General features: G+C 50.2%; 38 protein-coding genes. 34 read left to right on the forward strand and 4 right to left on the reverse strand.

The genetic code is table 11. The features are described from left to right. The 3 genes from tuf to bfr form a co-directional block, all read left to right on the forward strand. Positions 1-1,104 (forward strand): elongation factor Tu (gene tuf, locus OGY09_RS02830; RefSeq protein WP_049027942.1); only part of this gene is annotated, 1,104 nt, incomplete at its 5' end. Between the two features lie 185 nt (positions 1,105-1,289). Further along, entirely contained in the window at positions 1,290-1,484 is a 195-nt protein-coding gene (gene bfd / locus OGY09_RS02835; RefSeq protein ID WP_003031111.1) for a bacterioferritin-associated ferredoxin, read from the forward strand. 71 nt (positions 1,485-1,555) lie between these two features. After that, positions 1,556-2,032 carry a bacterioferritin gene (bfr, locus tag OGY09_RS02840; RefSeq protein ID WP_003827773.1) on the forward strand — a complete coding sequence of 159 codons (477 nt, stop codon included), beginning with the start codon at positions 1,556-1,558 and terminating at the stop codon, positions 2,030-2,032. Here bfr and OGY09_RS02845 read toward each other — a convergent pair. After that, positions 2,029-2,496, reverse strand: a complete 468-nt coding sequence (locus OGY09_RS02845; RefSeq protein ID WP_032945174.1) for a prepilin peptidase — start codon at positions 2,494-2,496, stop codon at positions 2,029-2,031. The genes bfr and OGY09_RS02845 overlap by 4 nt on opposite strands. 379 nt (positions 2,497-2,875) lie before the next feature. Here OGY09_RS02845 and rpsJ point away from each other — a divergent pair, with 379 nt between their 5' ends. The 31 genes from rpsJ to arfA all read left to right on the forward strand — a co-directional run bounded on the left by rpsJ (position 2,876) and on the right by arfA (position 17,713). Further along, positions 2,876-3,187, forward strand: a complete 312-nt coding sequence (gene rpsJ / locus OGY09_RS02850; protein ID WP_001181005.1) for a 30S ribosomal protein S10 — start codon at positions 2,876-2,878, stop codon at positions 3,185-3,187. 32 nt (positions 3,188-3,219) lie between these two features. After that, a complete protein-coding gene (rplC, locus tag OGY09_RS02855; RefSeq protein ID WP_003031117.1) occupies positions 3,220-3,849 on the forward strand; it encodes a 50S ribosomal protein L3 in 630 nt (209 codons plus the stop codon). Between the two features lie 10 nt (positions 3,850-3,859). Further along, positions 3,860-4,465 (forward strand): 50S ribosomal protein L4, encoded by a 606-nt coding sequence (gene rplD / locus OGY09_RS02860; protein ID WP_003031119.1) that lies wholly within the window; start codon positions 3,860-3,862, stop codon positions 4,463-4,465. Further along, positions 4,462-4,764, forward strand: a complete 303-nt coding sequence (gene rplW, locus OGY09_RS02865; RefSeq protein WP_000617546.1) for a 50S ribosomal protein L23 — start codon at positions 4,462-4,464, stop codon at positions 4,762-4,764. Before rplD ends, rplW begins: the two co-directional genes overlap by 4 nt. A 17-nt stretch (positions 4,765-4,781) precedes the next feature. Then, entirely contained in the window at positions 4,782-5,603 is an 822-nt protein-coding gene (gene rplB, locus OGY09_RS02870; protein WP_000301869.1) for a 50S ribosomal protein L2, read from the forward strand. A gap of 16 nt (positions 5,604-5,619) precedes the next feature. Next, positions 5,620-5,898 carry a 30S ribosomal protein S19 gene (gene rpsS, locus OGY09_RS02875; protein WP_001138115.1) on the forward strand — a complete coding sequence of 93 codons (279 nt, stop codon included), beginning with the start codon at positions 5,620-5,622 and terminating at the stop codon, positions 5,896-5,898. Positions 5,899-5,912: 14 nt separating this feature from the next. Then, positions 5,913-6,245, forward strand: a complete 333-nt coding sequence (gene rplV, locus OGY09_RS02880) for a 50S ribosomal protein L22 (protein ID WP_000448832.1) — start codon at positions 5,913-5,915, stop codon at positions 6,243-6,245. A gap of 17 nt (positions 6,246-6,262) precedes the next feature. Then, the gene (gene rpsC / locus OGY09_RS02885; RefSeq protein WP_000529945.1) at positions 6,263-6,964 is read left to right on the forward strand and encodes a 30S ribosomal protein S3; all 702 of its coding nucleotides are present in this window, start codon (positions 6,263-6,265) and stop codon (positions 6,962-6,964) included. 12 nt (positions 6,965-6,976) lie between these two features. Continuing rightward, positions 6,977-7,387 carry a 50S ribosomal protein L16 gene (gene rplP / locus OGY09_RS02890; protein ID WP_000941208.1) on the forward strand — a complete coding sequence of 137 codons (411 nt, stop codon included), beginning with the start codon at positions 6,977-6,979 and terminating at the stop codon, positions 7,385-7,387. Next, entirely contained in the window at positions 7,387-7,578 is a 192-nt protein-coding gene (gene rpmC, locus OGY09_RS02895) for a 50S ribosomal protein L29 (protein WP_000644742.1), read from the forward strand. Before rplP ends, rpmC begins: the two co-directional genes overlap by 1 nt. Continuing rightward, complete coding sequence (gene rpsQ / locus OGY09_RS02900) at positions 7,578-7,832, forward strand: 30S ribosomal protein S17 (protein ID WP_003031120.1); 255 nt, start codon at positions 7,578-7,580, stop codon at positions 7,830-7,832. The genes rpmC and rpsQ overlap by 1 nt, the downstream gene beginning before the upstream one ends. A gap of 163 nt (positions 7,833-7,995) precedes the next feature. Further along, positions 7,996-8,367, forward strand: coding sequence for a 50S ribosomal protein L14 (rplN, locus tag OGY09_RS02905; protein WP_000613954.1), 372 nt, complete (start codon positions 7,996-7,998; stop codon positions 8,365-8,367). A gap of 10 nt (positions 8,368-8,377) precedes the next feature. Continuing rightward, a complete protein-coding gene (rplX, locus tag OGY09_RS02910) occupies positions 8,378-8,692 on the forward strand; it encodes a 50S ribosomal protein L24 (RefSeq protein WP_003031122.1) in 315 nt (104 codons plus the stop codon). A gap of 14 nt (positions 8,693-8,706) precedes the next feature. Continuing rightward, a complete protein-coding gene (rplE, locus tag OGY09_RS02915) occupies positions 8,707-9,246 on the forward strand; it encodes a 50S ribosomal protein L5 (RefSeq protein ID WP_003031123.1) in 540 nt (179 codons plus the stop codon). Positions 9,247-9,260: 14 nt separating this feature from the next. Then, positions 9,261-9,566, forward strand: coding sequence for a 30S ribosomal protein S14 (gene rpsN, locus OGY09_RS02920; RefSeq protein WP_003031125.1), 306 nt, complete (start codon positions 9,261-9,263; stop codon positions 9,564-9,566). Positions 9,567-9,596: 30 nt separating this feature from the next. Next, on the forward strand, positions 9,597-9,989 hold the full coding sequence (gene rpsH / locus OGY09_RS02925; protein ID WP_003031127.1) for a 30S ribosomal protein S8: 393 nt from the start codon (positions 9,597-9,599) through the stop codon (positions 9,987-9,989). A 12-nt stretch (positions 9,990-10,001) separates the two neighbouring features. Then, positions 10,002-10,535, forward strand: coding sequence for a 50S ribosomal protein L6 (gene rplF, locus OGY09_RS02930; RefSeq protein ID WP_003031129.1), 534 nt, complete (start codon positions 10,002-10,004; stop codon positions 10,533-10,535). 9 nt (positions 10,536-10,544) lie between these two features. Further along, positions 10,545-10,898 carry a 50S ribosomal protein L18 gene (gene rplR / locus OGY09_RS02935; protein ID WP_000358960.1) on the forward strand — a complete coding sequence of 118 codons (354 nt, stop codon included), beginning with the start codon at positions 10,545-10,547 and terminating at the stop codon, positions 10,896-10,898. Between the two features lie 14 nt (positions 10,899-10,912). Continuing rightward, on the forward strand, positions 10,913-11,416 hold the full coding sequence (gene rpsE / locus OGY09_RS02940) for a 30S ribosomal protein S5 (protein WP_003031131.1): 504 nt from the start codon (positions 10,913-10,915) through the stop codon (positions 11,414-11,416). Positions 11,417-11,419: 3 nt separating this feature from the next. After that, a complete protein-coding gene (gene rpmD / locus OGY09_RS02945) occupies positions 11,420-11,599 on the forward strand; it encodes a 50S ribosomal protein L30 (RefSeq protein WP_001140434.1) in 180 nt (59 codons plus the stop codon). 3 nt (positions 11,600-11,602) lie between these two features. Next, entirely contained in the window at positions 11,603-12,037 is a 435-nt protein-coding gene (gene rplO, locus OGY09_RS02950; protein ID WP_003031132.1) for a 50S ribosomal protein L15, read from the forward strand. 7 nt (positions 12,038-12,044) lie between these two features. Next, entirely contained in the window at positions 12,045-13,376 is a 1,332-nt protein-coding gene (gene secY, locus OGY09_RS02955; RefSeq protein WP_001118864.1) for a preprotein translocase subunit SecY, read from the forward strand. A 30-nt stretch (positions 13,377-13,406) separates the two neighbouring features. Further along, positions 13,407-13,523: a 50S ribosomal protein L36 gene (rpmJ, locus tag OGY09_RS02960; RefSeq protein ID WP_000868187.1), complete on the forward strand. Its 117-nt coding sequence runs from the start codon at positions 13,407-13,409 to the stop codon at positions 13,521-13,523. A 146-nt stretch (positions 13,524-13,669) separates the two neighbouring features. Further along, positions 13,670-14,026, forward strand: coding sequence for a 30S ribosomal protein S13 (gene rpsM, locus OGY09_RS02965; RefSeq protein WP_003031135.1), 357 nt, complete (start codon positions 13,670-13,672; stop codon positions 14,024-14,026). A 16-nt stretch (positions 14,027-14,042) separates the two neighbouring features. Next, a complete protein-coding gene (gene rpsK, locus OGY09_RS02970; RefSeq protein ID WP_003031137.1) occupies positions 14,043-14,432 on the forward strand; it encodes a 30S ribosomal protein S11 in 390 nt (129 codons plus the stop codon). Between the two features lie 33 nt (positions 14,433-14,465). Beyond that, positions 14,466-15,086, forward strand: a complete 621-nt coding sequence (rpsD, locus tag OGY09_RS02975) for a 30S ribosomal protein S4 (protein WP_003031138.1) — start codon at positions 14,466-14,468, stop codon at positions 15,084-15,086. A gap of 25 nt (positions 15,087-15,111) precedes the next feature. Continuing rightward, the gene (locus OGY09_RS02980; RefSeq protein WP_003031139.1) at positions 15,112-16,101 is read left to right on the forward strand and encodes a DNA-directed RNA polymerase subunit alpha; all 990 of its coding nucleotides are present in this window, start codon (positions 15,112-15,114) and stop codon (positions 16,099-16,101) included. A 40-nt stretch (positions 16,102-16,141) separates the two neighbouring features. Further along, entirely contained in the window at positions 16,142-16,525 is a 384-nt protein-coding gene (gene rplQ / locus OGY09_RS02985) for a 50S ribosomal protein L17 (RefSeq protein WP_001216370.1), read from the forward strand. Between the two features lie 107 nt (positions 16,526-16,632). Beyond that, positions 16,633-17,001 (forward strand): DnaJ family domain-containing protein, encoded by a 369-nt coding sequence (locus OGY09_RS02990; RefSeq protein WP_003845236.1) that lies wholly within the window; start codon positions 16,633-16,635, stop codon positions 16,999-17,001. Between the two features lie 10 nt (positions 17,002-17,011). After that, positions 17,012-17,437: a Zn(2+)-responsive transcriptional regulator gene (gene zntR / locus OGY09_RS02995; protein WP_003031145.1), complete on the forward strand. Its 426-nt coding sequence runs from the start codon at positions 17,012-17,014 to the stop codon at positions 17,435-17,437. A gap of 57 nt (positions 17,438-17,494) precedes the next feature. Then, positions 17,495-17,713, forward strand: a complete 219-nt coding sequence (arfA, locus tag OGY09_RS03000; RefSeq protein WP_003828276.1) for an alternative ribosome-rescue factor ArfA — start codon at positions 17,495-17,497, stop codon at positions 17,711-17,713. Here the strand turns inward: arfA and mscL are convergent. The 3 genes from mscL to rsmB all read right to left on the reverse strand — a co-directional run bounded on the left by mscL (position 17,710) and on the right by rsmB (position 20,952). Continuing rightward, positions 17,710-18,123, reverse strand: coding sequence for a large-conductance mechanosensitive channel protein MscL (gene mscL / locus OGY09_RS03005; RefSeq protein WP_003031152.1), 414 nt, complete (start codon positions 18,121-18,123; stop codon positions 17,710-17,712). The genes arfA and mscL overlap by 4 nt on opposite strands. A 141-nt stretch (positions 18,124-18,264) precedes the next feature. Further along, a complete protein-coding gene (gene trkA / locus OGY09_RS03010; protein WP_003031153.1) occupies positions 18,265-19,641 on the reverse strand; it encodes a Trk system potassium transporter TrkA in 1,377 nt (458 codons plus the stop codon). 21 nt (positions 19,642-19,662) lie between these two features. After that, complete coding sequence (rsmB, locus tag OGY09_RS03015; protein WP_032945172.1) at positions 19,663-20,952, reverse strand: 16S rRNA (cytosine(967)-C(5))-methyltransferase RsmB; 1,290 nt, start codon at positions 20,950-20,952, stop codon at positions 19,663-19,665. Positions 20,953-20,973 lie beyond the last annotated feature (21 nt).

Consider the following 20,973-nt stretch of genomic DNA (forward strand, 5'->3'; position numbering starts at 1 on the left):
CTGACCGCTGCAATCACTACCGTACTGGCTAAAACCTACGGCGGTGCTGCTCGTGCATTCGACCAGATCGATAACGCGCCGGAAGAAAAAGCTCGTGGTATCACCATCAACACTTCTCACGTTGAATATGACACCCCGACTCGCCACTACGCACACGTAGACTGCCCGGGCCACGCCGACTATGTTAAAAACATGATCACCGGTGCTGCGCAGATGGACGGCGCGATCCTGGTTGTTGCTGCGACTGACGGCCCGATGCCGCAGACTCGTGAGCACATCCTGCTGGGTCGTCAGGTAGGCGTTCCGTACATCATCGTGTTCCTGAACAAATGCGACATGGTTGATGACGAAGAGCTGCTGGAACTGGTAGAAATGGAAGTTCGTGAACTTCTGTCTCAGTACGATTTCCCGGGCGACGACACTCCGATCGTTCGTGGTTCTGCTCTGAAAGCGCTGGAAGGCGAAGCAGAGTGGGAAGCGAAAATCATCGAACTGGCTGGCTTCCTGGATTCTTACATCCCAGAACCAGAGCGTGCGATTGACAAGCCGTTCCTGCTGCCTATCGAAGACGTATTCTCCATCTCCGGTCGTGGTACCGTTGTTACCGGTCGTGTAGAGCGCGGTATCATCAAAGTTGGTGAAGAAGTTGAAATCGTTGGTATCAAAGAGACTGCTAAGTCTACCTGTACTGGCGTTGAAATGTTCCGCAAACTGCTGGACGAAGGCCGTGCTGGTGAGAACGTTGGTGTTCTGCTGCGTGGTATCAAACGTGAAGAAATCGAACGTGGTCAGGTACTGGCTAAGCCGGGCTCTATCAAGCCGCACACCAAGTTCGAATCTGAAGTGTACATTCTGTCCAAAGACGAAGGCGGCCGTCATACTCCGTTCTTCAAAGGCTACCGTCCGCAGTTCTACTTCCGTACTACTGACGTGACTGGTACCATCGAACTGCCGGAAGGCGTAGAGATGGTAATGCCGGGAGACAACATCAAAATGGTTGTTACCCTGATCCACCCAATCGCGATGGACGACGGTCTGCGTTTCGCAATCCGTGAAGGCGGCCGTACTGTTGGTGCGGGCGTTGTTGCTAAAGTAATGAGCTAATTATTGATTAATTAGCTTTGAGCTTAAAAAGGGCGCTTCGGCGCCCTTTTTGCTATCTGCAATTTAGTCGTTGTCATATTTATTCGCATTTTTTATTCATTCTCCCGCCGCGTAAATCGCGTTGTGCTATTGTAATCATAACTATTCTCATTTACACTTTGCGCAGAAATTGAACGGGAGCGATCATGTACGTTTGTTTGTGTAATGCGATAAGTGATAAAAAAATACGTCAGGCTGTTCGCCAGTTTCATCCTCAGTCCTTTCAGCAATTACGTAAATTTATTCCTGTTGGAAATCAATGCGGTAAATGCATTCGTGCTGCCCGCGAGGTCATGCAGGATGAATTAACACAAATGCCAGAATTTAAAGAGATCGCCTAAGTCACACTCTTTTTTTTGACATCCCTGTAGCCCCATCTACGCTCTAAGAGTGGAAGCGGAGGGACTATAAAATGAAAGGTGATGTTAAAATCATAAATTATCTCAATAAACTATTGGGAAATGAGCTTGTCGCGATCAACCAGTATTTTCTCCATGCTCGTATGTTTAAAAACTGGGGACTGACTCGCCTCAATGATGTTGAGTACCATGAATCTATCGATGAGATGAAACACGCTGATAAATATATCGAGCGTATTTTATTCTTAGAAGGGATCCCGAACTTGCAGGATCTTGGCAAGTTGGGTATTGGCGAAGACGTTGAAGAGATGCTGCAATCCGATCTTCGACTCGAACTCGATGGTGCTAAAGACTTACGTGAAGCCATTGCCTATGCCGATAGCGTTCATGATTATGTCAGCCGGGATATGATGATTGAGATCCTGACTGAAGAAGAAGGGCATATTGACTGGCTCGAAACCGAGCTGGACCTGATTGCAAAACTTGGCTTACAAAATTATCTGCAATCGCAAATTAAAGTCAGTGACTAACCGCCCTGTATCATACTTACCAGGCCAATAACAAAACCCGCAGCCGCCAGATATGGCCCAAATGGCAGCGGGTTTTTTAGTACCTGTTTCCCGTAACGGACGCAGGAAATCCCGGTGAGGCAACATGCCATACCCGCGGCAAGTAAAACCAAAAGTGGTAATGATTCCCAGCGATGCCATGCGCCTAGCGCGGCAAGAAATTTGACATCACCAAAGCCTAACCCTTCCTGTCGACATATCAAACGATACCCCCAGTAGAACAAAGCAAATACCCCATAGCCCGCTACAGCACCCCAAAGCGCGTCGGATAACTGTGCAGGTCTGCAGCATTGATGATAAATAAGACCGCCCCACAAAAGAGGGCAGGTAAATTTGTCGGGCAGTAACCCGGTACGTAGGTCATGGACTAAGAGCAACCCTGATAGCGAAACATAAATCAACAGAAAGGGGAGGTCGATGTACATGGGCAAGCCTTATCTGGTAAAGAGTTTACCTTCAGGTAAACCCGGCGGCCCTACAAGCCCGGGATGTGGGTTATGGATGCTCTCTTCCACGGAAAACGCGTTGCACCACAGGACATACAATCAGAGTGGAAGGAGCGCCGCATTTGTGAACGAGTGATTAATTTCTACGCGGCACTTGCTTAAGACTGAGATTTACGTATAATGCGCGGGCTTGTCTAATATTGACAGCGGTTCGATATGAGCCACCGGTACTGCGAAAGCAATACCAGACAATGTTCCCAATCGGGGAACTCTGTAAGAACGGTTACACTCTCCCATCAATCGTAATGGGTTTGAGGAGTAACTATTTCGTCTATAAAATAATTGGAGCTCTGGTCTCATGCAGAACCAAAGAATCCGTATCCGTTTGAAAGCGTTTGATCATCGTCTGATCGATCAATCAACCGCGGAAATCGTCGAGACTGCCAAGCGCACTGGTGCGCAGGTTCGTGGTCCGATCCCGCTGCCGACCCGCAAAGAGCGTTTCACCGTTCTGATCTCCCCGCACGTCAACAAAGACGCGCGTGATCAGTACGAGATCCGTACTCACAAGCGTCTGGTTGACATCGTTGAGCCAACTGAAAAAACCGTTGATGCTCTGATGCGTCTGGACCTGGCTGCCGGTGTAGACGTGCAGATCAGCCTGGGTTAATCAGGTCATCGAGCGATTGAGAGGTTGATACAATGATTGGTTTAGTCGGTAAAAAAGTGGGTATGACCCGCATCTTCACTGAAGATGGCGTATCTATCCCAGTAACCGTTATCGAAGTTGAAGCAAACCGCGTTACTCAGGTTAAAGATCTGGCTAACGATGGCTATCGCGCTGTTCAGGTTACCACCGGTGCTAAAAAAGCTAACCGCGTAACTAAGCCGGAAGCTGGCCACTTTGCTAAAGCTGGCGTAGAAGCTGGCCGCGGCCTGTGGGAATTCCGTCTGGCAGATGGTGAAGAATACACCGTTGGTCAGAACATTAGCGTTGAACTGTTTGCTGACGTTAAAAAAGTTGACGTAACCGGTACCTCTAAAGGTAAAGGTTTCGCTGGTACCGTTAAGCGCTGGAACTTCCGTACCCAGGACGCTACTCACGGTAACTCCTTGTCTCACCGCGTTCCGGGTTCTATCGGTCAGAACCAGACTCCGGGCAAAGTGTTCAAAGGCAAGAAAATGGCAGGTCAGCTGGGCAACGAACGTGTAACCGTTCAGAGCCTGGACGTAGTACGTGTTGACGCTGAGCGCAACCTGCTGCTGGTTAAAGGTGGTGTTCCGGGTGCGACCGGTTGCGACCTGATCGTTAAACCAGCTGTGAAGGCGTAAGGGGATAGCAATGGAATTAGTATTGAAAGACGCGCAGAGCGCGCTGACTGTTTCCGAAACTACCTTCGGTCGTGATTTCAACGAAGCGCTGGTTCACCAGGTTGTTGTTGCTTATGCAGCTGGTGCTCGTCAGGGTACTCGTGCTCAGAAGACTCGTGCTGAAGTAACTGGTTCAGGCAAAAAGCCGTGGCGCCAGAAAGGTACCGGCCGTGCGCGTTCAGGTTCTATCAAGAGCCCGATCTGGCGTTCAGGTGGCGTGACCTTCGCTGCTCGTCCACAGGACCACAGTCAAAAAGTTAACAAAAAGATGTACCGCGGCGCGCTGAAAAGCATTCTGTCCGAACTGGTACGTCAGGATCGTCTGATCGTTGTCGAATCATTCTCTGTAGAAGCGCCTAAAACTAAGCTGCTGGCACAGAAACTGAAAGACATGGCTCTGGAAGATGTGCTGATCATCACCGGTGAGCTGGACGAAAACCTGTTCCTGGCTGCGCGCAACCTGCACAAGGTTGACGTACGCGATGCAACTGGTATCGACCCGGTTAGCCTGATCGCCTTCGACAAAGTCGTAATGACTGCTGATGCTGTTAAGCAAGTTGAGGAGATGCTGGCATGATTCGTGAAGAACGTCTGCTGAAAGTGCTGCGCGCACCGCACGTTTCTGAAAAAGCGTCTACTGCGATGGAAAAAACTAACACCATCGTTCTCAAAGTTGCTAAAGACGCGACCAAAGCAGAAATCAAAGCTGCTGTGCAGAAACTGTTTGAAGTCGAAGTCGAAGTCGTTAACACCCTGGTAGTTAAAGGGAAAGTTAAACGTCACGGACAGCGTATCGGTCGTCGTAGCGACTGGAAAAAAGCTTACGTCACCCTGAAGGAAGGCCAGAATCTGGACTTCGTCGGCGGCGCTGAGTAAGTCGGAGGAGTAATACAATGGCAGTTGTTAAATGTAAACCGACATCTCCGGGTCGTCGCCACGTTGTTAAAGTGGTCAACCCAGAGCTGCACAAGGGCAAACCTTTTGCTCCGCTGGTTGAAAAAAACAGCAAATCCGGTGGTCGTAACAACAATGGCCGCATCACCACTCGTCATATCGGTGGTGGTCACAAGCAGGCTTATCGTATTGTTGACTTCAAACGCAACAAAGACGGTATCCCGGCAGTTGTTGAACGTCTTGAGTACGATCCGAACCGCTCCGCGAACATCGCGCTGGTTCTGTACAAAGACGGTGAACGCCGTTACATCCTGGCCCCTAAAGGCCTGAAAGCTGGCGACCAGATTCAGTCTGGCGTTGATGCTGCAATCAAAGCAGGTAACACCCTGCCGATGCGCAATATCCCGGTTGGTTCTACCGTTCATAACGTAGAAATGAAACCAGGTAAAGGCGGTCAGCTGGCACGTTCCGCTGGTACTTACGTTCAGATCGTTGCTCGTGATGGTGCTTATGTCACCCTGCGTCTGCGTTCTGGTGAAATGCGTAAAGTCGAAGCAGACTGCCGTGCAACTCTGGGCGAAGTTGGCAATGCTGAGCATATGCTGCGCGTTCTGGGTAAAGCAGGTGCTGCACGCTGGCGTGGTGTTCGTCCTACCGTTCGCGGTACTGCGATGAACCCAGTCGACCACCCACATGGTGGTGGTGAAGGTCGTAACTTTGGTAAGCACCCGGTAACTCCGTGGGGCGTTCAGACCAAAGGTAAGAAGACCCGCAGCAACAAGCGTACTGATAAATTCATCGTACGTCGCCGTAGCAAATAATTTTAGAGGATAAGCCATGCCACGTTCTCTCAAGAAAGGTCCTTTTATTGACCTGCACTTGCTGAAGAAGGTAGAGAAAGCGGTGGAAAGCGGAGACAAGAAGCCCCTGCGCACTTGGTCCCGTCGTTCAACGATCTTTCCTAACATGATCGGTTTGACCATCGCTGTCCATAATGGTCGTCAGCACGTTCCGGTATTTGTTTCCGACGAAATGGTCGGTCACAAACTGGGTGAATTCGCACCGACTCGTACTTATCGCGGCCACGCTGCTGATAAAAAAGCGAAGAAGAAATAAGGTAGGAGGAAGAGATGGAAACTTTAGCTCAACATCGCCATGCTCGTTCTTCTGCTCAGAAGGTTCGCCTTGTTGCAGACCTGATTCGCGGTAAGAAAGTGTCGCAGGCTCTGGATATTCTGACCTACACCAATAAGAAAGCGGCTGTACTGGTTAAGAAAGTCCTGGAATCTGCCATTGCTAACGCTGAACACAACGATGGCGCTGACATTGACGATCTGAAAGTTACGAAAATTTTCGTAGACGAAGGCCCGAGCATGAAGCGCATTATGCCGCGTGCAAAAGGTCGTGCAGATCGCATCCTGAAGCGCACCAGCCACATTACTGTGGTTGTGTCCGATCGCTGAGACTCTGGAGACTAGCAATGGGTCAGAAAGTACATCCTAATGGTATTCGCCTGGGTATTGTAAAACCATGGAACTCAACCTGGTTTGCGAACACCAAAGAATTCGCTGACAACCTGGACAGCGATTTTAAAGTACGTCAGTACCTGACTAAGGAACTGGCGAAAGCGTCTGTATCTCGTATCGTTATCGAGCGTCCGGCTAAGAGCATCCGTGTGACCATTCACACCGCTCGCCCGGGTATCGTTATCGGTAAGAAAGGCGAAGACGTAGAAAAACTGCGCAAAGTCGTAGCGGATATTGCTGGCGTTCCTGCTCAGATCAATATCGCCGAAGTGCGTAAGCCTGAACTGGACGCAAAATTGGTTGCTGACAGCATCACTTCTCAGCTGGAACGTCGTGTTATGTTCCGTCGTGCTATGAAGCGTGCTGTACAGAACGCAATGCGTCTGGGCGCTAAAGGTATCAAAGTTGAAGTTAGCGGCCGTCTGGGCGGCGCGGAAATCGCACGTACCGAATGGTACCGCGAAGGTCGCGTACCTCTGCACACTCTGCGTGCTGACATCGACTACAACACCTCTGAAGCGCACACCACTTACGGTGTAATCGGCGTTAAAGTGTGGATCTTCAAAGGCGAGATCCTGGGTGGTATGGCTGCTGTTGAACAACCGGAAAAACCGGCTGCGCAACCTAAAAAGCAGCAGCGTAAAGGCCGTAAATAAGGAGCGTCGCTGATGTTACAACCAAAGCGTACAAAATTCCGTAAAATGCACAAAGGCCGTAACCGCGGTCTGGCTGCTGGCGCGGATGTTAGCTTCGGCAGCTTCGGTCTGAAAGCTGTTGGCCGTGGTCGTCTGACTGCCCGTCAGATCGAAGCAGCACGTCGTGCTATGACCCGTGCAGTTAAGCGTCAAGGTAAGATCTGGATCCGTGTATTCCCGGACAAACCGATCACTGAAAAGCCGCTGGCAGTGCGTATGGGTAAAGGTAAAGGTAACGTGGAGTATTGGGTTGCCTTGATTCAGCCGGGTAAAGTCCTGTATGAAATGGACGGCGTACCGGAAGAGCTGGCCCGTGAAGCATTCAAGCTGGCAGCAGCGAAACTGCCGATTAAAACCACCTTTGTAACTAAGACGGTGATGTAATGAAAGCAAAAGAGCTGCGTGAGAAGAGTGTTGAAGAGCTGAACACCGAGCTGCTGAATCTGCTGCGTGAGCAGTTCAACCTGCGTATGCAGGCTGCAAGTGGCCAGCTGCAACAGTCTCACCTGTTGAAGCAAGTGCGTCGTGACGTCGCACGCGTTAAGACTTTACTGACTGAGAAGGCGGGTGCGTAATGACCGATAAAATCCGTACTCTGCAAGGTCGCGTTGTTAGCGATAAAATGGAGAAATCCATCGTTGTTGCTATCGAACGTTTTGTGAAACACCCGATCTACGGTAAATTCATTAAGCGTACGACCAAACTGCACGTACATGACGAGAACAACGAATGCGGTACTGGTGACGTGGTTGAAATCCGCGAATGCCGTCCGCTGTCCAAGACTAAGTCCTGGACGCTGGTTCGCGTTGTAGAGAAAGCCGTTCTGTAATACAGTAGGCATTCTCAACGAATAAACGGCTCAGCGATGAGCCGTTTATTTTTTCTACCCATATCGTTGAAGCGGTGTTATAATGCCGCGCCCCCGATATGGGGCTTTTTTAACGACCTGATTTTCGGGTCTCAGTAGTAGTTGACATTAGCGGAGCACTAAAATGATCCAAGAACAGACTATGCTGAACGTCGCCGACAACTCCGGTGCACGTCGCGTAATGTGTATCAAGGTTCTGGGTGGCTCGCACCGTCGCTACGCAGGCGTCGGCGATATCATCAAGATCACCATCAAGGAAGCAATTCCGCGTGGTAAGGTCAAAAAAGGTGATGTGCTGAAGGCGGTAGTGGTGCGCACCAAGAAGGGTGTTCGTCGCCCGGACGGTTCTGTCATTCGCTTCGATGGTAATGCATGCGTTATTTTAAACAATAACAGCGAGCAACCTATCGGTACGCGTATTTTTGGGCCGGTAACTCGTGAACTTCGTAACGAGAAGTTCATGAAAATTATCTCTCTGGCACCAGAAGTACTCTAAGGAGCGAATCATGGCAGCGAAGATCCGTCGTGATGACGAAGTTATCGTGTTAACCGGTAAAGATAAAGGTAAACGCGGTAAAGTTAAGAATGTCCTGTCTTCCGGCAAGGTCATTGTTGAAGGTATCAACCTGGTTAAGAAACATCAGAAGCCGGTTCCGGCCCTGAACCAACCAGGCGGCATCGTAGAGAAAGAAGCAGCTATTCAGATCTCTAACCTTGCTATCTTCAACGCGGCAACCGGCAAGGCTGACCGTGTAGGCTTTAGATTCGAAGACGGCAAAAAAGTCCGTTTCTTTAAATCTAACAGCGAAACTATCAAGTAATTTGGAGTAGTACGATGGCGAAACTGCATGATTACTACAAAGACGAAGTAGTCGCTAAACTCATGACTGAGTTTAACTACAATTCTGTCATGCAAGTCCCTCGGGTCGAGAAGATCACCCTGAACATGGGTGTTGGTGAAGCGATCGCTGACAAGAAACTGCTGGATAACGCAGCAGCTGACCTGACAGCAATCTCCGGTCAAAAACCGCTGATCACCAAAGCACGCAAATCAGTTGCAGGCTTCAAAATCCGTCAGGGCTATCCGATCGGCTGTAAAGTAACTCTGCGTGGCGAACGCATGTGGGAGTTCTTTGAGCGCCTGATCACTATTGCTGTTCCACGTATCCGTGACTTCCGTGGCTTGTCCGCTAAGTCTTTTGACGGTCGTGGTAACTACAGCATGGGTGTCCGTGAGCAGATCATCTTCCCAGAAATCGACTACGATAAAGTCGACCGCGTGCGTGGTTTGGATATTACCATTACCACTACTGCGAAATCTGATGAAGAAGGCCGTGCTCTGCTGGCTGCCTTTGACTTCCCGTTCCGCAAGTAAGGTAGGGTTACTGAATGGCTAAGCAATCAATGAAAGCACGCGAAGTAAAGCGCGTAGCTTTAGCTGATAAGTACTTCGCAAAACGCGCTGAACTGAAAGCTATTATCTCTGATGTGAACGCGACCGACGAAGATCGTTGGAACGCAGTTCTCAAGCTGCAGTCTCTGCCGCGTGATTCCAGCCCGTCCCGTCAGCGTAACCGCTGCCGTCAAACAGGTCGTCCGCATGGCTATGTGGGCAAGTTCGGGTTGAGCCGTATCAAACTGCGTGAAGCCGCCATGCGCGGTGAAGTACCAGGCTTGAAAAAGGCTAGCTGGTAATTACCAATTGAATCACGGGAGTAAAGACAGATGAGCATGCAAGATCCGATCGCGGATATGCTGACCCGTATCCGTAACGGTCAGGCCGCGAATAAAGCTGCGGTCACCATGCCTTCCTCCAAGCTGAAAGTGGCAATTGCCAACGTGCTGAAGGAAGAAGGTTTTATTGAAGATTTTAAAGTTGAAGGCGACACCAAGCCGGAACTGGAACTTACTCTCAAGTATTTCCAGGGTAAAGCTGTTGTAGAAAGCATTCAGCGTGTCAGTCGCCCAGGTCTGCGCATTTATAAGCGTAAAGACGAGCTGCCGAAAGTTATGGCTGGCATGGGTATCGCAGTTGTTTCTACCTCTAAAGGTGTTATGACTGATCGTGCAGCGCGCCAGGCTGGTCTTGGTGGCGAAATTATCTGCTACGTAGCCTAATCGGAGGAAAAAATGTCTCGTGTTGCTAAAGCACCGGTCGTTATTCCTGCCGGCGTTGATGTAAAAATCAACGGTCAGGTTATTACGATCAAAGGTAAAAACGGCGAGCTGACTCGTACTCTCAACGATGCTGTTGCAGTAAATCATGCAGATAATGCACTGACCTTCGGTCCGCGTGATGGTTACGCTGATGGATGGGCTCAGGCTGGTACCGCGCGTGCCCTGCTGAATGCAATGGTTGTCGGTGTTACCGAAGGCTTCACTAAGAAGCTTCAGCTGGTTGGTGTAGGTTATCGTGCAGCGGTTAAAGGGAATGTAGTAAACCTGGCTTTAGGTTTCTCTCACCCAGTTGACCATCAGCTGCCTGCGGGAATCACTGCAGAATGTCCGTCTCAGACTGAAATCGTGCTGAAAGGCGCTGATAAACAGCTGATCGGTCAGGTTGCAGCAGATCTGCGCGCCTACCGTCGTCCTGAGCCTTATAAAGGCAAGGGTGTTCGTTACGCCGACGAAGTCGTGCGTACCAAAGAGGCTAAGAAGAAGTAAGGTAACACTATGGATAAGAAATCTGCTCGTATCCGTCGTGCGACCCGCGCACGCCGCAAGCTCCAGGAGCTGGGTGCAACTCGCCTGGTGGTACATCGTACCCCGCGTCATATTTACGCACAGGTAATTGCACCGAACGGTTCTGAAGTTCTGGTAGCTGCTTCTACTGTAGAAAAAGCTATCGCTGAACAATTGAAGTACACCGGTAACAAAGACGCTGCTGCAGCTGTAGGTAAAGCTGTTGCTGAACGCGCTCTGGAAAAAGGCATCAAAGATGTTTCTTTTGACCGTTCCGGGTTCCAATATCATGGTCGTGTCCAGGCACTGGCAGATGCTGCCCGTGAAGCTGGCCTTCAGTTCTAAGGTAGAGGTGTAAGATGGCTCACATCGAAAAACAAGCTGGCGAACTGCAGGAAAAGCTGATCGCGGTTAACCGCGTATCTAAAACCGTTAAAGGTGGTCGTATTTTCTCCTTCACAGCTCTGACTGTAGTTGGTGATGGTAACGGTCGCGTTGGTTTTGGTTACGGTAAAGCGCGTGAAGTTCCAGCAGCGATCCAGAAAGCGATGGAAAAAGCCCGTCGCAATATGATTAACGTCGCGCTGAACCACGGCACCCTGCAGCACCCGGTTAAGGGTACTCACACGGGTTCTCGTGTATTCATGCAGCCGGCTTCCGAAGGTACCGGTATCATCGCCGGTGGTGCAATGCGCGCCGTTCTGGAAGTCGCTGGAGTTCGTAACGTTCTGGCTAAAGCGTATGGTTCCACTAACCCGATTAACGTGGTGCGTGCAACTATCGATGGCCTGGAAAATATGAAATCTCCGGAAATGGTCGCTGCCAAGCGTGGTAAATCCGTTGAAGAAATTCTGGGGAAATAAACCATGGCAAAGACTATTAAAATTACTCAAACCCGCAGTGCAATCGGTCGTCTGCCGAAACACAAGGCAACGCTGCTTGGCCTGGGTCTGCGTCGTATTGGTCACACCGTAGAGCGCGAGGATACTCCTGCTGTTCGTGGTATGGTCAACGCGGTTTCCTTCATGGTTAAAGTTGAGGAGTAAGAGATGCGTTTAAATACTCTGTCTCCGGCCGAAGGCTCTAAAAAAGCGGCTCGCCGCCTGGGTCGTGGTATCGGTTCTGGCCTCGGTAAAACCGGTGGTCGTGGTCACAAAGGTCAGAAGTCTCGTTCTGGCGGTGGCGTACGTCGCGGTTTCGAGGGTGGTCAGATGCCTCTGTACCGTCGTCTGCCGAAATTCGGCTTCACTTCACGTAAAGCAGCGATTACAGCCGAAGTTCGTCTGTCTGACCTGGCTAAAGTTGAAGGCGGTGTTGTAGACCTGAACACGCTGAAAGCAGCTAACATTATCGGTATCCAGATCGAGTTCGCGAAAGTGATCCTGGCTGGTGAAGTCACTACTCCGGTAACTGTTCGTGGCCTGCGTGTTACTAAAGGCGCTCGTGCTGCTATCGAAGCTGCTGGCGGTAAAATCGAGGAATAAGTAGCAGATGGCTAAACAACCGGGATTAGATTTTCAAAGTGCCAAAGGTGGCTTAGGCGAGCTGAAACGCAGACTGCTGTTTGTAATCGGCGCGCTGATTGTGTTCCGTATTGGCTCTTTCATTCCGATCCCTGGTATTGATGCCGCTGTACTTGCCAAACTGCTTGAGCAACAGCGAGGCACCATCATTGAAATGTTTAACATGTTCTCTGGTGGTGCTCTCAGCCGTGCTTCTATCTTTGCTCTGGGGATCATGCCGTATATTTCGGCGTCGATCATTATCCAGCTGCTGACGGTGGTTCATCCAACGCTGGCAGAAATTAAGAAAGAAGGGGAGTCTGGTCGTCGTAAGATCAGCCAGTACACCCGCTACGGTACTCTGGTGCTGGCAATATTCCAGTCGATCGGTATTGCTACCGGTCTGCCGAATATGCCTGGTATGCAGGGCTTGGTGATGAACCCAGGCTTTGCATTCTATTTCACCGCTGTTGTAAGTCTGGTTACAGGGACGATGTTCCTGATGTGGTTGGGCGAACAGATTACTGAACGTGGTATCGGCAACGGTATCTCAATCATTATCTTCGCCGGTATTGTCGCGGGACTCCCGCCAGCCATTGCCCATACTATCGAGCAAGCGCGTCAAGGCGACCTGCACTTCCTCGTGTTGCTGTTGGTTGCAGTATTAGTATTCGCAGTGACGTTCTTTGTTGTATTTGTTGAGCGTGGTCAACGCCGTATTGTGGTAAACTACGCGAAACGTCAGCAAGGTCGTCGTGTCTATGCTGCACAGAGCACACATTTACCGCTGAAAGTGAATATGGCGGGGGTAATCCCGGCAATCTTCGCTTCCAGTATTATTCTGTTCCCGGCGACCATCGCGTCATGGTTCGGGGGCGGGACTGGTTGGAACTGGCTGACAACAATTTCGCTGTATTTGCAGCCTGGGCAACCGCTTTATGTGTTACTCTATGCGTCTGCAATCATATTCTTCTGTTTCTTCTACACGGCGTTGGTCTTCAACCCGCGTGAAACAGCAGATAACCTGAAGAAGTCCGGTGCATTTGTACCAGGAATTCGTCCGGGAGAGCAAACGGCGAAGTATATCGATAAAGTAATGACCCGCCTGACTTTGGTTGGTGCGCTCTACATTACCTTTATCTGCCTGATCCCGGAGTTCATGCGTGATGCAATGAAAGTACCGTTCTACTTCGGTGGGACCTCACTGCTTATCGTTGTTGTCGTGATTATGGACTTTATGGCTCAAGTGCAAACTCTGATGATGTCAAGTCAGTACGAGTCTGCATTGAAGAAGGCGAATCTGAAAGGCTACGGCCGTTAACAGTCGCCCGAGAAGTTACGGAGAGTAAAAATGAAAGTTCGTGCTTCCGTCAAGAAATTATGCCGTAACTGCAAAATCGTTAAGCGTGATGGTGTCATCCGTGTGATTTGCAGTGCCGAGCCGAAGCATAAACAGCGCCAAGGCTGATTTATTCGCATATTTTTCTTGCAAAGTTGGGTTGAGCTGGCTAGATTAGCCAGCCAATCTTTTGTATGTCTGTGCGTTTCCATTTGAGTATCCTGAAAACGGGCTTTTCAGCATGGTGCGTACATATTAAATAGTAGGAGTGCATAGTGGCCCGTATAGCAGGCATTAACATTCCTGATCAGAAACATGCTGTGATCGCATTAACTTCGATCTACGGCGTCGGCAAGACCCGTTCTAAAGCCATTCTGGCTGCCGCGGGTATCGCTGAAGATGTTAAGATCAGTGAGCTGTCTGAAGAACAAATCGACACGCTGCGTGACGAAGTTGCCAAATTTGTCGTTGAAGGTGATCTGCGCCGTGAAGTTAGCATGAGCATCAAGCGCCTTATGGACCTTGGTTGCTATCGCGGTTTGCGTCATCGTCGTGGTCTCCCGGTTCGCGGTCAGCGTACCAAGACCAACGCACGTACCCGTAAGGGTCCGCGCAAACCGATCAAGAAATAATCGGGGTGATTGAATAATGGCAAAGGCACCAATTCGTGCACGTAAACGTGTAAGAAAACAAGTCTCTGACGGCGTGGCTCATATCCATGCTTCTTTTAACAACACCATCGTTACCATTACTGATCGTCAGGGTAACGCACTGGGTTGGGCAACAGCCGGTGGTTCCGGTTTCCGTGGTTCTCGCAAATCCACTCCGTTTGCAGCTCAGGTTGCAGCAGAGCGTTGCGCTGAAGCCGTAAAAGAATACGGTATCAAGAATCTGGAAGTTATGGTCAAAGGACCGGGTCCAGGTCGCGAATCTACTGTTCGTGCTCTGAACGCCGCTGGTTTCCGCATCACTAATATTACTGATGTGACTCCGATCCCTCATAACGGTTGTCGTCCGCCGAAAAAACGTCGCGTATAACGCTGTCGTTTCTAGGATTGTTGGAGAAAGAAAATGGCAAGATATTTGGGTCCTAAGCTCAAGCTGAGCCGTCGTGAGGGCACTGACTTATTCCTTAAGTCTGGCGTTCGCGCGATCGATACCAAGTGTAAAATTGAACAAGCTCCTGGCCAGCACGGTGCGCGTAAACCGCGTCTGTCTGACTATGGTGTGCAGTTGCGTGAAAAGCAAAAAGTTCGCCGTATCTACGGTGTGCTGGAGCGTCAGTTCCGTAACTACTACAAAGAAGCAGCACGTCTGAAAGGCAACACCGGTGAAAACCTGTTGGGTCTGCTGGAAGGTCGTCTGGACAACGTTGTATACCGTATGGGCTTCGGTGCCACTCGTGCAGAAGCACGTCAGCTGGTCAGCCATAAAGCAATTATGGTAAACGGTCGTGTTGTTAACATCGCTTCTTATCAGGTTAGTCCGAATGACGTTGTTAGCATTCGTGAGAAAGCGAAGAAGCAGTCTCGCGTGAAAGCCGCTCTGGAGCTGGCTGAGCAGCGTGAAAAGCCAACCTGGCTGGAAGTTGATGCTGGCAAGATGGAAGGTACGTTCAAGCGTAAGCCGGAGCGTTCTGATCTGTCTGCGGACATTAACGAACACCTGATCGTCGAGCTTTACTCCAAGTAAAGCTTAGTACCAAAGAGAGGACACAATGCAGGGTTCTGTGACAGAGTTTCTAAAACCGCGCCTGGTAGATATCGAGCAAGTGAGTTCGACGCACGCCAAGGTGACCCTTGAGCCTTTAGAGCGTGGCTTTGGCCATACTTTGGGTAACGCACTGCGCCGTATTCTGCTCTCATCGATGCCGGGTTGCGCGGTGACCGAGGTTGAGATTGATGGTGTACTACATGAGTACAGCACCAAAGAAGGCGTTCAGGAAGATATCCTGGAAATCCTGCTCAACCTGAAAGGGCTGGCGGTGAGAGTTCAGGGTAAAGATGACGTTATTCTTACCTTGAATAAATCTGGCATTGGCCCTGTGACTGCAGCCGACATTACCCATGATGGTGATGTCGAAATCGTCAAGCCACAGCACGTGATCTGCCACCTGACCGATGAGAATGCATCTATTAGCATGCGTATCAAAGTTCAGCGCGGTCGTGGTTATGTGCCGGCTTCTACCCGAATTCATTCGGAAGAAGATGAGCGCCCAATCGGCCGTCTGCTGGTCGACGCATGCTACAGCCCTGTAGAGCGTATTGCCTACAATGTTGAAGCAGCGCGTGTAGAACAGCGTACCGACCTGGACAAGCTGGTCATCGAAATGGAAACCAACGGCACAATCGATCCTGAAGAGGCGATTCGTCGTGCGGCAACCATTCTGGCTGAACAACTGGAAGCTTTCGTTGATTTACGTGATGTACGTCAGCCGGAAGTTAAAGAAGAGAAACCAGAATTCGATCCGATCCTGCTGCGCCCTGTTGACGATCTGGAATTGACTGTCCGCTCTGCTAACTGCCTCAAAGCAGAAGCTATCCACTATATCGGTGATCTGGTACAGCGTACTGAGGTTGAGCTTCTTAAGACGCCTAACCTTGGTAAAAAATCTCTTACCGAGATTAAAGACGTGCTGGCTTCCCGTGGACTGTCTCTGGGCATGCGCCTGGAAAACTGGCCACCGGCAAGCATCGCTGACGAGTAACCGGATCACAGGTTAAGGTTTTACTGAGAAGGATAAGGTCATGCGCCATCGTAAGAGTGGTCGTCAACTGAACCGCAACAGCAGCCATCGCCAGGCTATGTTCCGCAATATGGCAGGTTCACTGGTTCGTCATGAAATCATCAAGACGACTCTGCCGAAAGCGAAAGAGCTGCGTCGCGTAGTTGAGCCGCTGATTACTCTTGCCAAGACTGATAGCGTAGCTAATCGTCGTCTGGCATTCGCCCGTACTCGTGATAACGAGATCGTGGCAAAACTGTTTAACGAACTGGGCCCGCGTTTTGCGAGCCGCGCCGGTGGTTACACTCGCATTCTGAAGTGTGGTTTCCGTGCAGGCGACAACGCGCCGATGGCATACATCGAGCTGGTTGATCGTTCAGAGAAAACAGAAGCTGCTGCAGAGTAATCTGTAGTAACGTAAAAAAACCCGCCTCGGCGGGTTTTTTTATATCCGTCATATCCCCACTTATCTACAATATCTGTACTCTTTTTGTTCATCCCCTGGAGTGTTGTATGTGGTTACTGGACCAGTGGGCAGAGCGCCATATTATTGATGCACAGTCTAAAGGCGAGTTTGATGATTTACCGGGAACGGGCGAACCGCTGACTCTTGACGATGACTCCCATGTTCCGCCTGAACTCCGAGCCGGATACCGTTTATTAAAAAATGCAGGTTGCCTTCCTCCTGAGCTCGAGCAACGCAGAGAGGCAATACAGCTGCTTGAAATACTCGCGGGGATCCGCAAAGATGATCCCAGTTATCCTGAGGTGAGCCGAAGACTGTCGCTACTGGAACTTAAACTTCGGCAGGCTGGACTCAGCACCGAGTTTTTGCGCGGTGACTACGCAGATAAGCTGCTAAAAAAGATCAACGATGAATAGCGGAGAGAGCATGTACCGAATTGGTGAAATAGCGAAACTGGCTGACGTGACGCCGGATACTATCCGCTACTATGAAAAGCAGCAGATGATGGAGCATGAAGTGCGTACTGAAGGTGGATTTCGCCTCTATACAGAAAGCGATCTTCAGCGCTTGAAGTTTATTCGTTATGCCCGGCAGCTTGGTTTCACTCTGGAGTCGATCCGTGAATTGCTTTCGATCCGGGTTGATCCCGAACACCATACCTGTCAGGAATCAAAAGGGATCGTCCAGGAAAGACTGCAAGAAGTCGAAGCCCGCATTGCTGAACTTCAGACGATGCAGCGGTCACTGCAGCGATTGAATGATGCATGCTGCGGCAAGGCACACAGCAGCGTGTACTGCTCTATTCTTGAAGCTCTTGAGCAAGGCGCCAGCGGAACAACATCAGGCTGTTGATTTCTTGAACTGCCAGGTCTACACTCGCGGCGTAAATTACTACAAACTGGAGATAGTATGAGTCGTTATCAGCACACCAAAGGGCAGATAAAGGACAACGCCATTGAGGCGCTTCTGCATGACCCACTGTTCAGACAGCGCGTTGAGAAAAATAAGAAAGGGAAAGGAAGTTATCTGCGAAAAGGCAAACATGGCAATCGGGGTAACTGGGAGGCCAGTGGCAAGAAAGTAATTAACTTTTTTACCACTGGCCTTCTTGTTTCAGTGAGTGCTTAAGAGCGGTTATTCTGTTCTTTCAGCAGGTCACGAATTTCACTTAGCAATACTTCTTCTTTCGATGGAGCTGGCGGTGCTGCCGGCTCTTCCGCTTTTTTACGGTTCAGTTTGTTGATCAGTTTGATTGCCATAAAGATAGCAAACGCAACAATAATGAAATCGAATACATTTTGAATAAATACACCGTAATGCATGACCACGGCAGGGATGTCTCCCTGTGCATCACGTAGCGTTAAAGCAAACTGTTTAAAATCAATTCCACCAATTAACAGCCCCAGCGGCGGCATAATGATATCGGCAACCAGTGATGAAACAATCTTACCGAATGCCGCACCAATAATGACACCCACTGCCAAATCGACAACATTCCCGCGCATCGCGAATTCGCGAAACTCTTTAATAATGCTCATTTTATTCTCCCTATGCAGCTGACGTTTATAAGTTTAACAAATGTTTAGGCAATTTCCATTTATGTATTGCCGAAAGGAAAATTTATTAGACCATGAAAAATAAAGGGAAATAAAAAGGGCGCTGTATTAGCGCCCAAATTATTACAGGAAGAAAGGACTTGGCTGGAATAGTCGCTCGACGTCGGTAATAAACTTTTTATCTGTCAGGAACATAATTACGTGATCGCCCTGCTCAATACGCAGGTTATCGTTGGCAATCATGACATCGTTACCACGTACAACGGCGCCAATAATGGTTCCGGGCGGAAGTTTAATTTCATCAATTGAACGCCCTACAACTCTCGACGTCGTTTCATCCCCGTGTGCGACGGCTTCAATGGCTTCCGCGACGCCACGGCGAAGTGAAGAAACGCCAACAATATCAGCTTTACGCACGTGGCTCAGCAGCGCGGAGATGGTCGCCTGCTGCGGTGAAATCGCAATATCGATCACGCTGCCTTGCACCAGATCGACGTATGCTCTGCGCTGGATCAACACCATTACTTTCTTGGCACCCATCCGTTTGGCAAGCATCGCCGACATGATATTTGCTTCATCATCGTTGGTCACTGCGATGAACAGATCAACCTGATCGATATGTTCTTCTGCCAGCAGCTCTTGATCCGAGGCATCACCAAAAAAGACGATCGTATTTTGCAGTTTCTCCGCAAGCTCCGATGCGCGTTGTTGATTACGTTCGATCAGTTTGACGCTGTAATCTTTTTCCAGACGACGTGCCAGACCAGCGCCGATATTACCGCCACCCACTAACATAATGCGTTTGTACGGTTTTTCCAGACGCTGCAGTTCGCTCATTACGGCGCGTATATGCTGTGATGCCGCAATAAAGAAGACTTCATCACCCGCTTCAACGATCGTAGAACCTTGCGGACGGATCGGTCGGTCATGACGGAAAATCGCCGCAACGCGGGTATCGATGTGCGGCATATGCTCACGCATTGTTGACAGCGCATTACCGATAAGCGGCCCGCCGTAATAGGCTTTTACTACTGCCAGACTGACTTTACCTTCGGCAAAATTCACCACCTGCAATGCGCCCGGATATTCAATCAGGCGATAAATGCTATCGATAACCAGTTGCTCAGGCGCAATCAGGTGATCGATTGGCACCGCATCGGATTGGAACAGCTTGTCGGCATCGCGAACGTAATCTGGTGAACGAATACGGGCGATGCGATTAGGCGTATTAAACAGTGAATAAGCTACCTGGCAGGCAACCATATTTGTTTCATCTGAGCTGGTTACGGCAACCAGCATATCGGCATCGTCGGCACCGGCTTCACGTAATACGCGGGGATGCGAACCATGCCCTTGCACGACACGGAGATCAAACTTGTCCTGCAGGCTGCGCAGGCGTTCACCATTGGTATCGACTACCGTGATATCGTTGTTCTCTCCGACCAGGTTTTCAGCCAGCGTACCGCCAACTTGCCCTGCGCCCAGAATGATAATTTTCATCAGTCGCGACCCGTTATCTCATCACTTTTTGATTAGCTTAGCGTAAAAGAAGCCATCGCCATCTTCCGCACCCGGTAAATTCTGACGTCCGGGTTTTTCCGGCGTACCGGTTTCGCTTAATACCGCATCCGGTGTGCGTGCCAGGAAGGCGGCAATTTGCTGCTGGTTCTCTTCTGGCAGGATAGAACACGTTGCATACACTAGCGTGCCGCCAGATTTAAGATGTGACCAGGTCGCATTCAGGATCTCAGCCTGTAATTGGGCAAGTTCGGCAATATCCCGGTCGCGGCGCAGCCATTTGATATCCGGATGGCGACGGATCACCCCGGTAGCAGAACAAGGGGCGTCCAGCAAAATACGGTCAAACTGTTGTTCACCGCACCACTGCTGTGGATAGCGGCCATCCCCTTGTTTTACGGTTGCCTTCATGCCCAGACGTTTCAGATTGTCGTAAACGCGCGATAAGCGTTTTTCATCCACATCGACGGCCATGACGTTAGCTAGCGGAGCAACTTCCAGAATGTGAGTAGTTTTACCGCCCGGCGCACAGCACAGGTCGAGGATCTGCTCACCGTCCTCCGGCAACAGATAATTTACGCATCCTTGAGCGGAAGCATCCTGAACGGTGACCCAACCTTCGTCAAAACCAGGGAGGGCGTGAACTGGAGCCGGTGTTTCCAGACGCACTGCATCCGGGTAGTCTGGATGCGGGAAACCTGTCAAACCCGCTTCGGTAAGCAGGTCTAGCCAGGCGTCGCGAGTATGGTGATTACGATTGACTCGTAGCCACATCGGCGGTCGCTGGTTATTGGCTTCAAGAATGGCTTCCCACTGCTGCGGATACGCACTCTTAATACGTTTCACCAGCCAGGAGGGGTGTAAGAAGCGCAAATCGCTTTGCGCAAACTCGGCCAGCAGTTCATCCTGACGGCGTTGAAACTGGCGCAGTACGCCGTTGATCAGCCCTTTCAGCTGTGGACGCTTAATAACGACCGCGCCTTCTACGGTCTCAGCCAACGCAGCGTGCGCTGGAATACGAGTATGCAACAGTTGATAGAAGCCCACCATGATCAGGTAGTGAACGGTGCGCTGTTTGCCCGTCATTGGACGTTCCATCAGTTGCTGGATCATCCACTCCAGTTGAGAGAGTGTACGCAATACGCCGAAGCAAAGTTCCTGCAACAGCGCTTTGTCTTTATCGGCAACTTTTTGCTGCATGGCGGGCAGCACGTTACTTAGTGATTGTCCTTTCTCGACAACCTGTTCGACGGCCTGGGCCGCCATACTGCGTAAATTAAGATGTTTTTTCATAAGCGCAAAAATAAAAATGCC

The sequence above is a fragment of the Citrobacter sp. Cpo071 genome (genome assembly GCF_030332765.1).
GTDB lineage: Bacteria > Pseudomonadota > Gammaproteobacteria > Enterobacterales > Enterobacteriaceae > Citrobacter > Citrobacter portucalensis.

Excerpts from the sequence above, each read along its gene's own strand:
- arfA (WP_003828276.1), top strand. The coding sequence starts at position 17,495 with ATGAGTCGTTATCAGCACACCAAAGGGCAGATAAAGGACAACGCCATT.
- rpmC (WP_000644742.1), top strand. The coding sequence starts at position 7,387 with ATGAAAGCAAAAGAGCTGCGTGAGAAGAGTGTTGAAGAGCTGAACACC.
- rpmD (WP_001140434.1), top strand. The coding sequence starts at position 11,420 with ATGGCAAAGACTATTAAAATTACTCAAACCCGCAGTGCAATCGGTCGT.
- rplP (WP_000941208.1), top strand. The coding sequence starts at position 6,977 with ATGTTACAACCAAAGCGTACAAAATTCCGTAAAATGCACAAAGGCCGT.
- rpsJ (WP_001181005.1), top strand. The coding sequence starts at position 2,876 with ATGCAGAACCAAAGAATCCGTATCCGTTTGAAAGCGTTTGATCATCGT.
- rplQ (WP_001216370.1), top strand. The coding sequence starts at position 16,142 with ATGCGCCATCGTAAGAGTGGTCGTCAACTGAACCGCAACAGCAGCCAT.
- rpsD (WP_003031138.1), top strand. The coding sequence starts at position 14,466 with ATGGCAAGATATTTGGGTCCTAAGCTCAAGCTGAGCCGTCGTGAGGGC.
- rplW (WP_000617546.1), top strand. The coding sequence starts at position 4,462 with ATGATTCGTGAAGAACGTCTGCTGAAAGTGCTGCGCGCACCGCACGTT.
- rpsQ (WP_003031120.1), top strand. The coding sequence starts at position 7,578 with ATGACCGATAAAATCCGTACTCTGCAAGGTCGCGTTGTTAGCGATAAA.
- bfr (WP_003827773.1), top strand. The coding sequence starts at position 1,556 with ATGAAAGGTGATGTTAAAATCATAAATTATCTCAATAAACTATTGGGA.
- trkA (WP_003031153.1), bottom strand. The coding sequence starts at position 19,641 with ATGAAAATTATCATTCTGGGCGCAGGGCAAGTTGGCGGTACGCTGGCT.
- mscL (WP_003031152.1), bottom strand. The coding sequence starts at position 18,123 with ATGAGCATTATTAAAGAGTTTCGCGAATTCGCGATGCGCGGGAATGTT.
- rplN (WP_000613954.1), top strand. The coding sequence starts at position 7,996 with ATGATCCAAGAACAGACTATGCTGAACGTCGCCGACAACTCCGGTGCA.
- OGY09_RS02845 (WP_032945174.1), bottom strand. The coding sequence starts at position 2,496 with ATGTACATCGACCTCCCCTTTCTGTTGATTTATGTTTCGCTATCAGGG.
- OGY09_RS02980 (WP_003031139.1), top strand. The coding sequence starts at position 15,112 with ATGCAGGGTTCTGTGACAGAGTTTCTAAAACCGCGCCTGGTAGATATC.
- rpsH (WP_003031127.1), top strand. The coding sequence starts at position 9,597 with ATGAGCATGCAAGATCCGATCGCGGATATGCTGACCCGTATCCGTAAC.
- rplF (WP_003031129.1), top strand. The coding sequence starts at position 10,002 with ATGTCTCGTGTTGCTAAAGCACCGGTCGTTATTCCTGCCGGCGTTGAT.
- rpmJ (WP_000868187.1), top strand. The coding sequence starts at position 13,407 with ATGAAAGTTCGTGCTTCCGTCAAGAAATTATGCCGTAACTGCAAAATC.
- rplO (WP_003031132.1), top strand. The coding sequence starts at position 11,603 with ATGCGTTTAAATACTCTGTCTCCGGCCGAAGGCTCTAAAAAAGCGGCT.
- rpsS (WP_001138115.1), top strand. The coding sequence starts at position 5,620 with ATGCCACGTTCTCTCAAGAAAGGTCCTTTTATTGACCTGCACTTGCTG.
- rpsC (WP_000529945.1), top strand. The coding sequence starts at position 6,263 with ATGGGTCAGAAAGTACATCCTAATGGTATTCGCCTGGGTATTGTAAAA.
- rpsE (WP_003031131.1), top strand. The coding sequence starts at position 10,913 with ATGGCTCACATCGAAAAACAAGCTGGCGAACTGCAGGAAAAGCTGATC.
- rplE (WP_003031123.1), top strand. The coding sequence starts at position 8,707 with ATGGCGAAACTGCATGATTACTACAAAGACGAAGTAGTCGCTAAACTC.
- rpsK (WP_003031137.1), top strand. The coding sequence starts at position 14,043 with ATGGCAAAGGCACCAATTCGTGCACGTAAACGTGTAAGAAAACAAGTC.
- rplD (WP_003031119.1), top strand. The coding sequence starts at position 3,860 with ATGGAATTAGTATTGAAAGACGCGCAGAGCGCGCTGACTGTTTCCGAA.
- bfd (WP_003031111.1), top strand. The coding sequence starts at position 1,290 with ATGTACGTTTGTTTGTGTAATGCGATAAGTGATAAAAAAATACGTCAG.
- rplX (WP_003031122.1), top strand. The coding sequence starts at position 8,378 with ATGGCAGCGAAGATCCGTCGTGATGACGAAGTTATCGTGTTAACCGGT.
- rplV (WP_000448832.1), top strand. The coding sequence starts at position 5,913 with ATGGAAACTTTAGCTCAACATCGCCATGCTCGTTCTTCTGCTCAGAAG.
- rplR (WP_000358960.1), top strand. The coding sequence starts at position 10,545 with ATGGATAAGAAATCTGCTCGTATCCGTCGTGCGACCCGCGCACGCCGC.
- rpsN (WP_003031125.1), top strand. The coding sequence starts at position 9,261 with ATGGCTAAGCAATCAATGAAAGCACGCGAAGTAAAGCGCGTAGCTTTA.
- OGY09_RS02990 (WP_003845236.1), top strand. The coding sequence starts at position 16,633 with ATGTGGTTACTGGACCAGTGGGCAGAGCGCCATATTATTGATGCACAG.
- zntR (WP_003031145.1), top strand. The coding sequence starts at position 17,012 with ATGTACCGAATTGGTGAAATAGCGAAACTGGCTGACGTGACGCCGGAT.
- rsmB (WP_032945172.1), bottom strand. The coding sequence starts at position 20,952 with ATGAAAAAACATCTTAATTTACGCAGTATGGCGGCCCAGGCCGTCGAA.
- secY (WP_001118864.1), top strand. The coding sequence starts at position 12,045 with ATGGCTAAACAACCGGGATTAGATTTTCAAAGTGCCAAAGGTGGCTTA.
- rplB (WP_000301869.1), top strand. The coding sequence starts at position 4,782 with ATGGCAGTTGTTAAATGTAAACCGACATCTCCGGGTCGTCGCCACGTT.
- rplC (WP_003031117.1), top strand. The coding sequence starts at position 3,220 with ATGATTGGTTTAGTCGGTAAAAAAGTGGGTATGACCCGCATCTTCACT.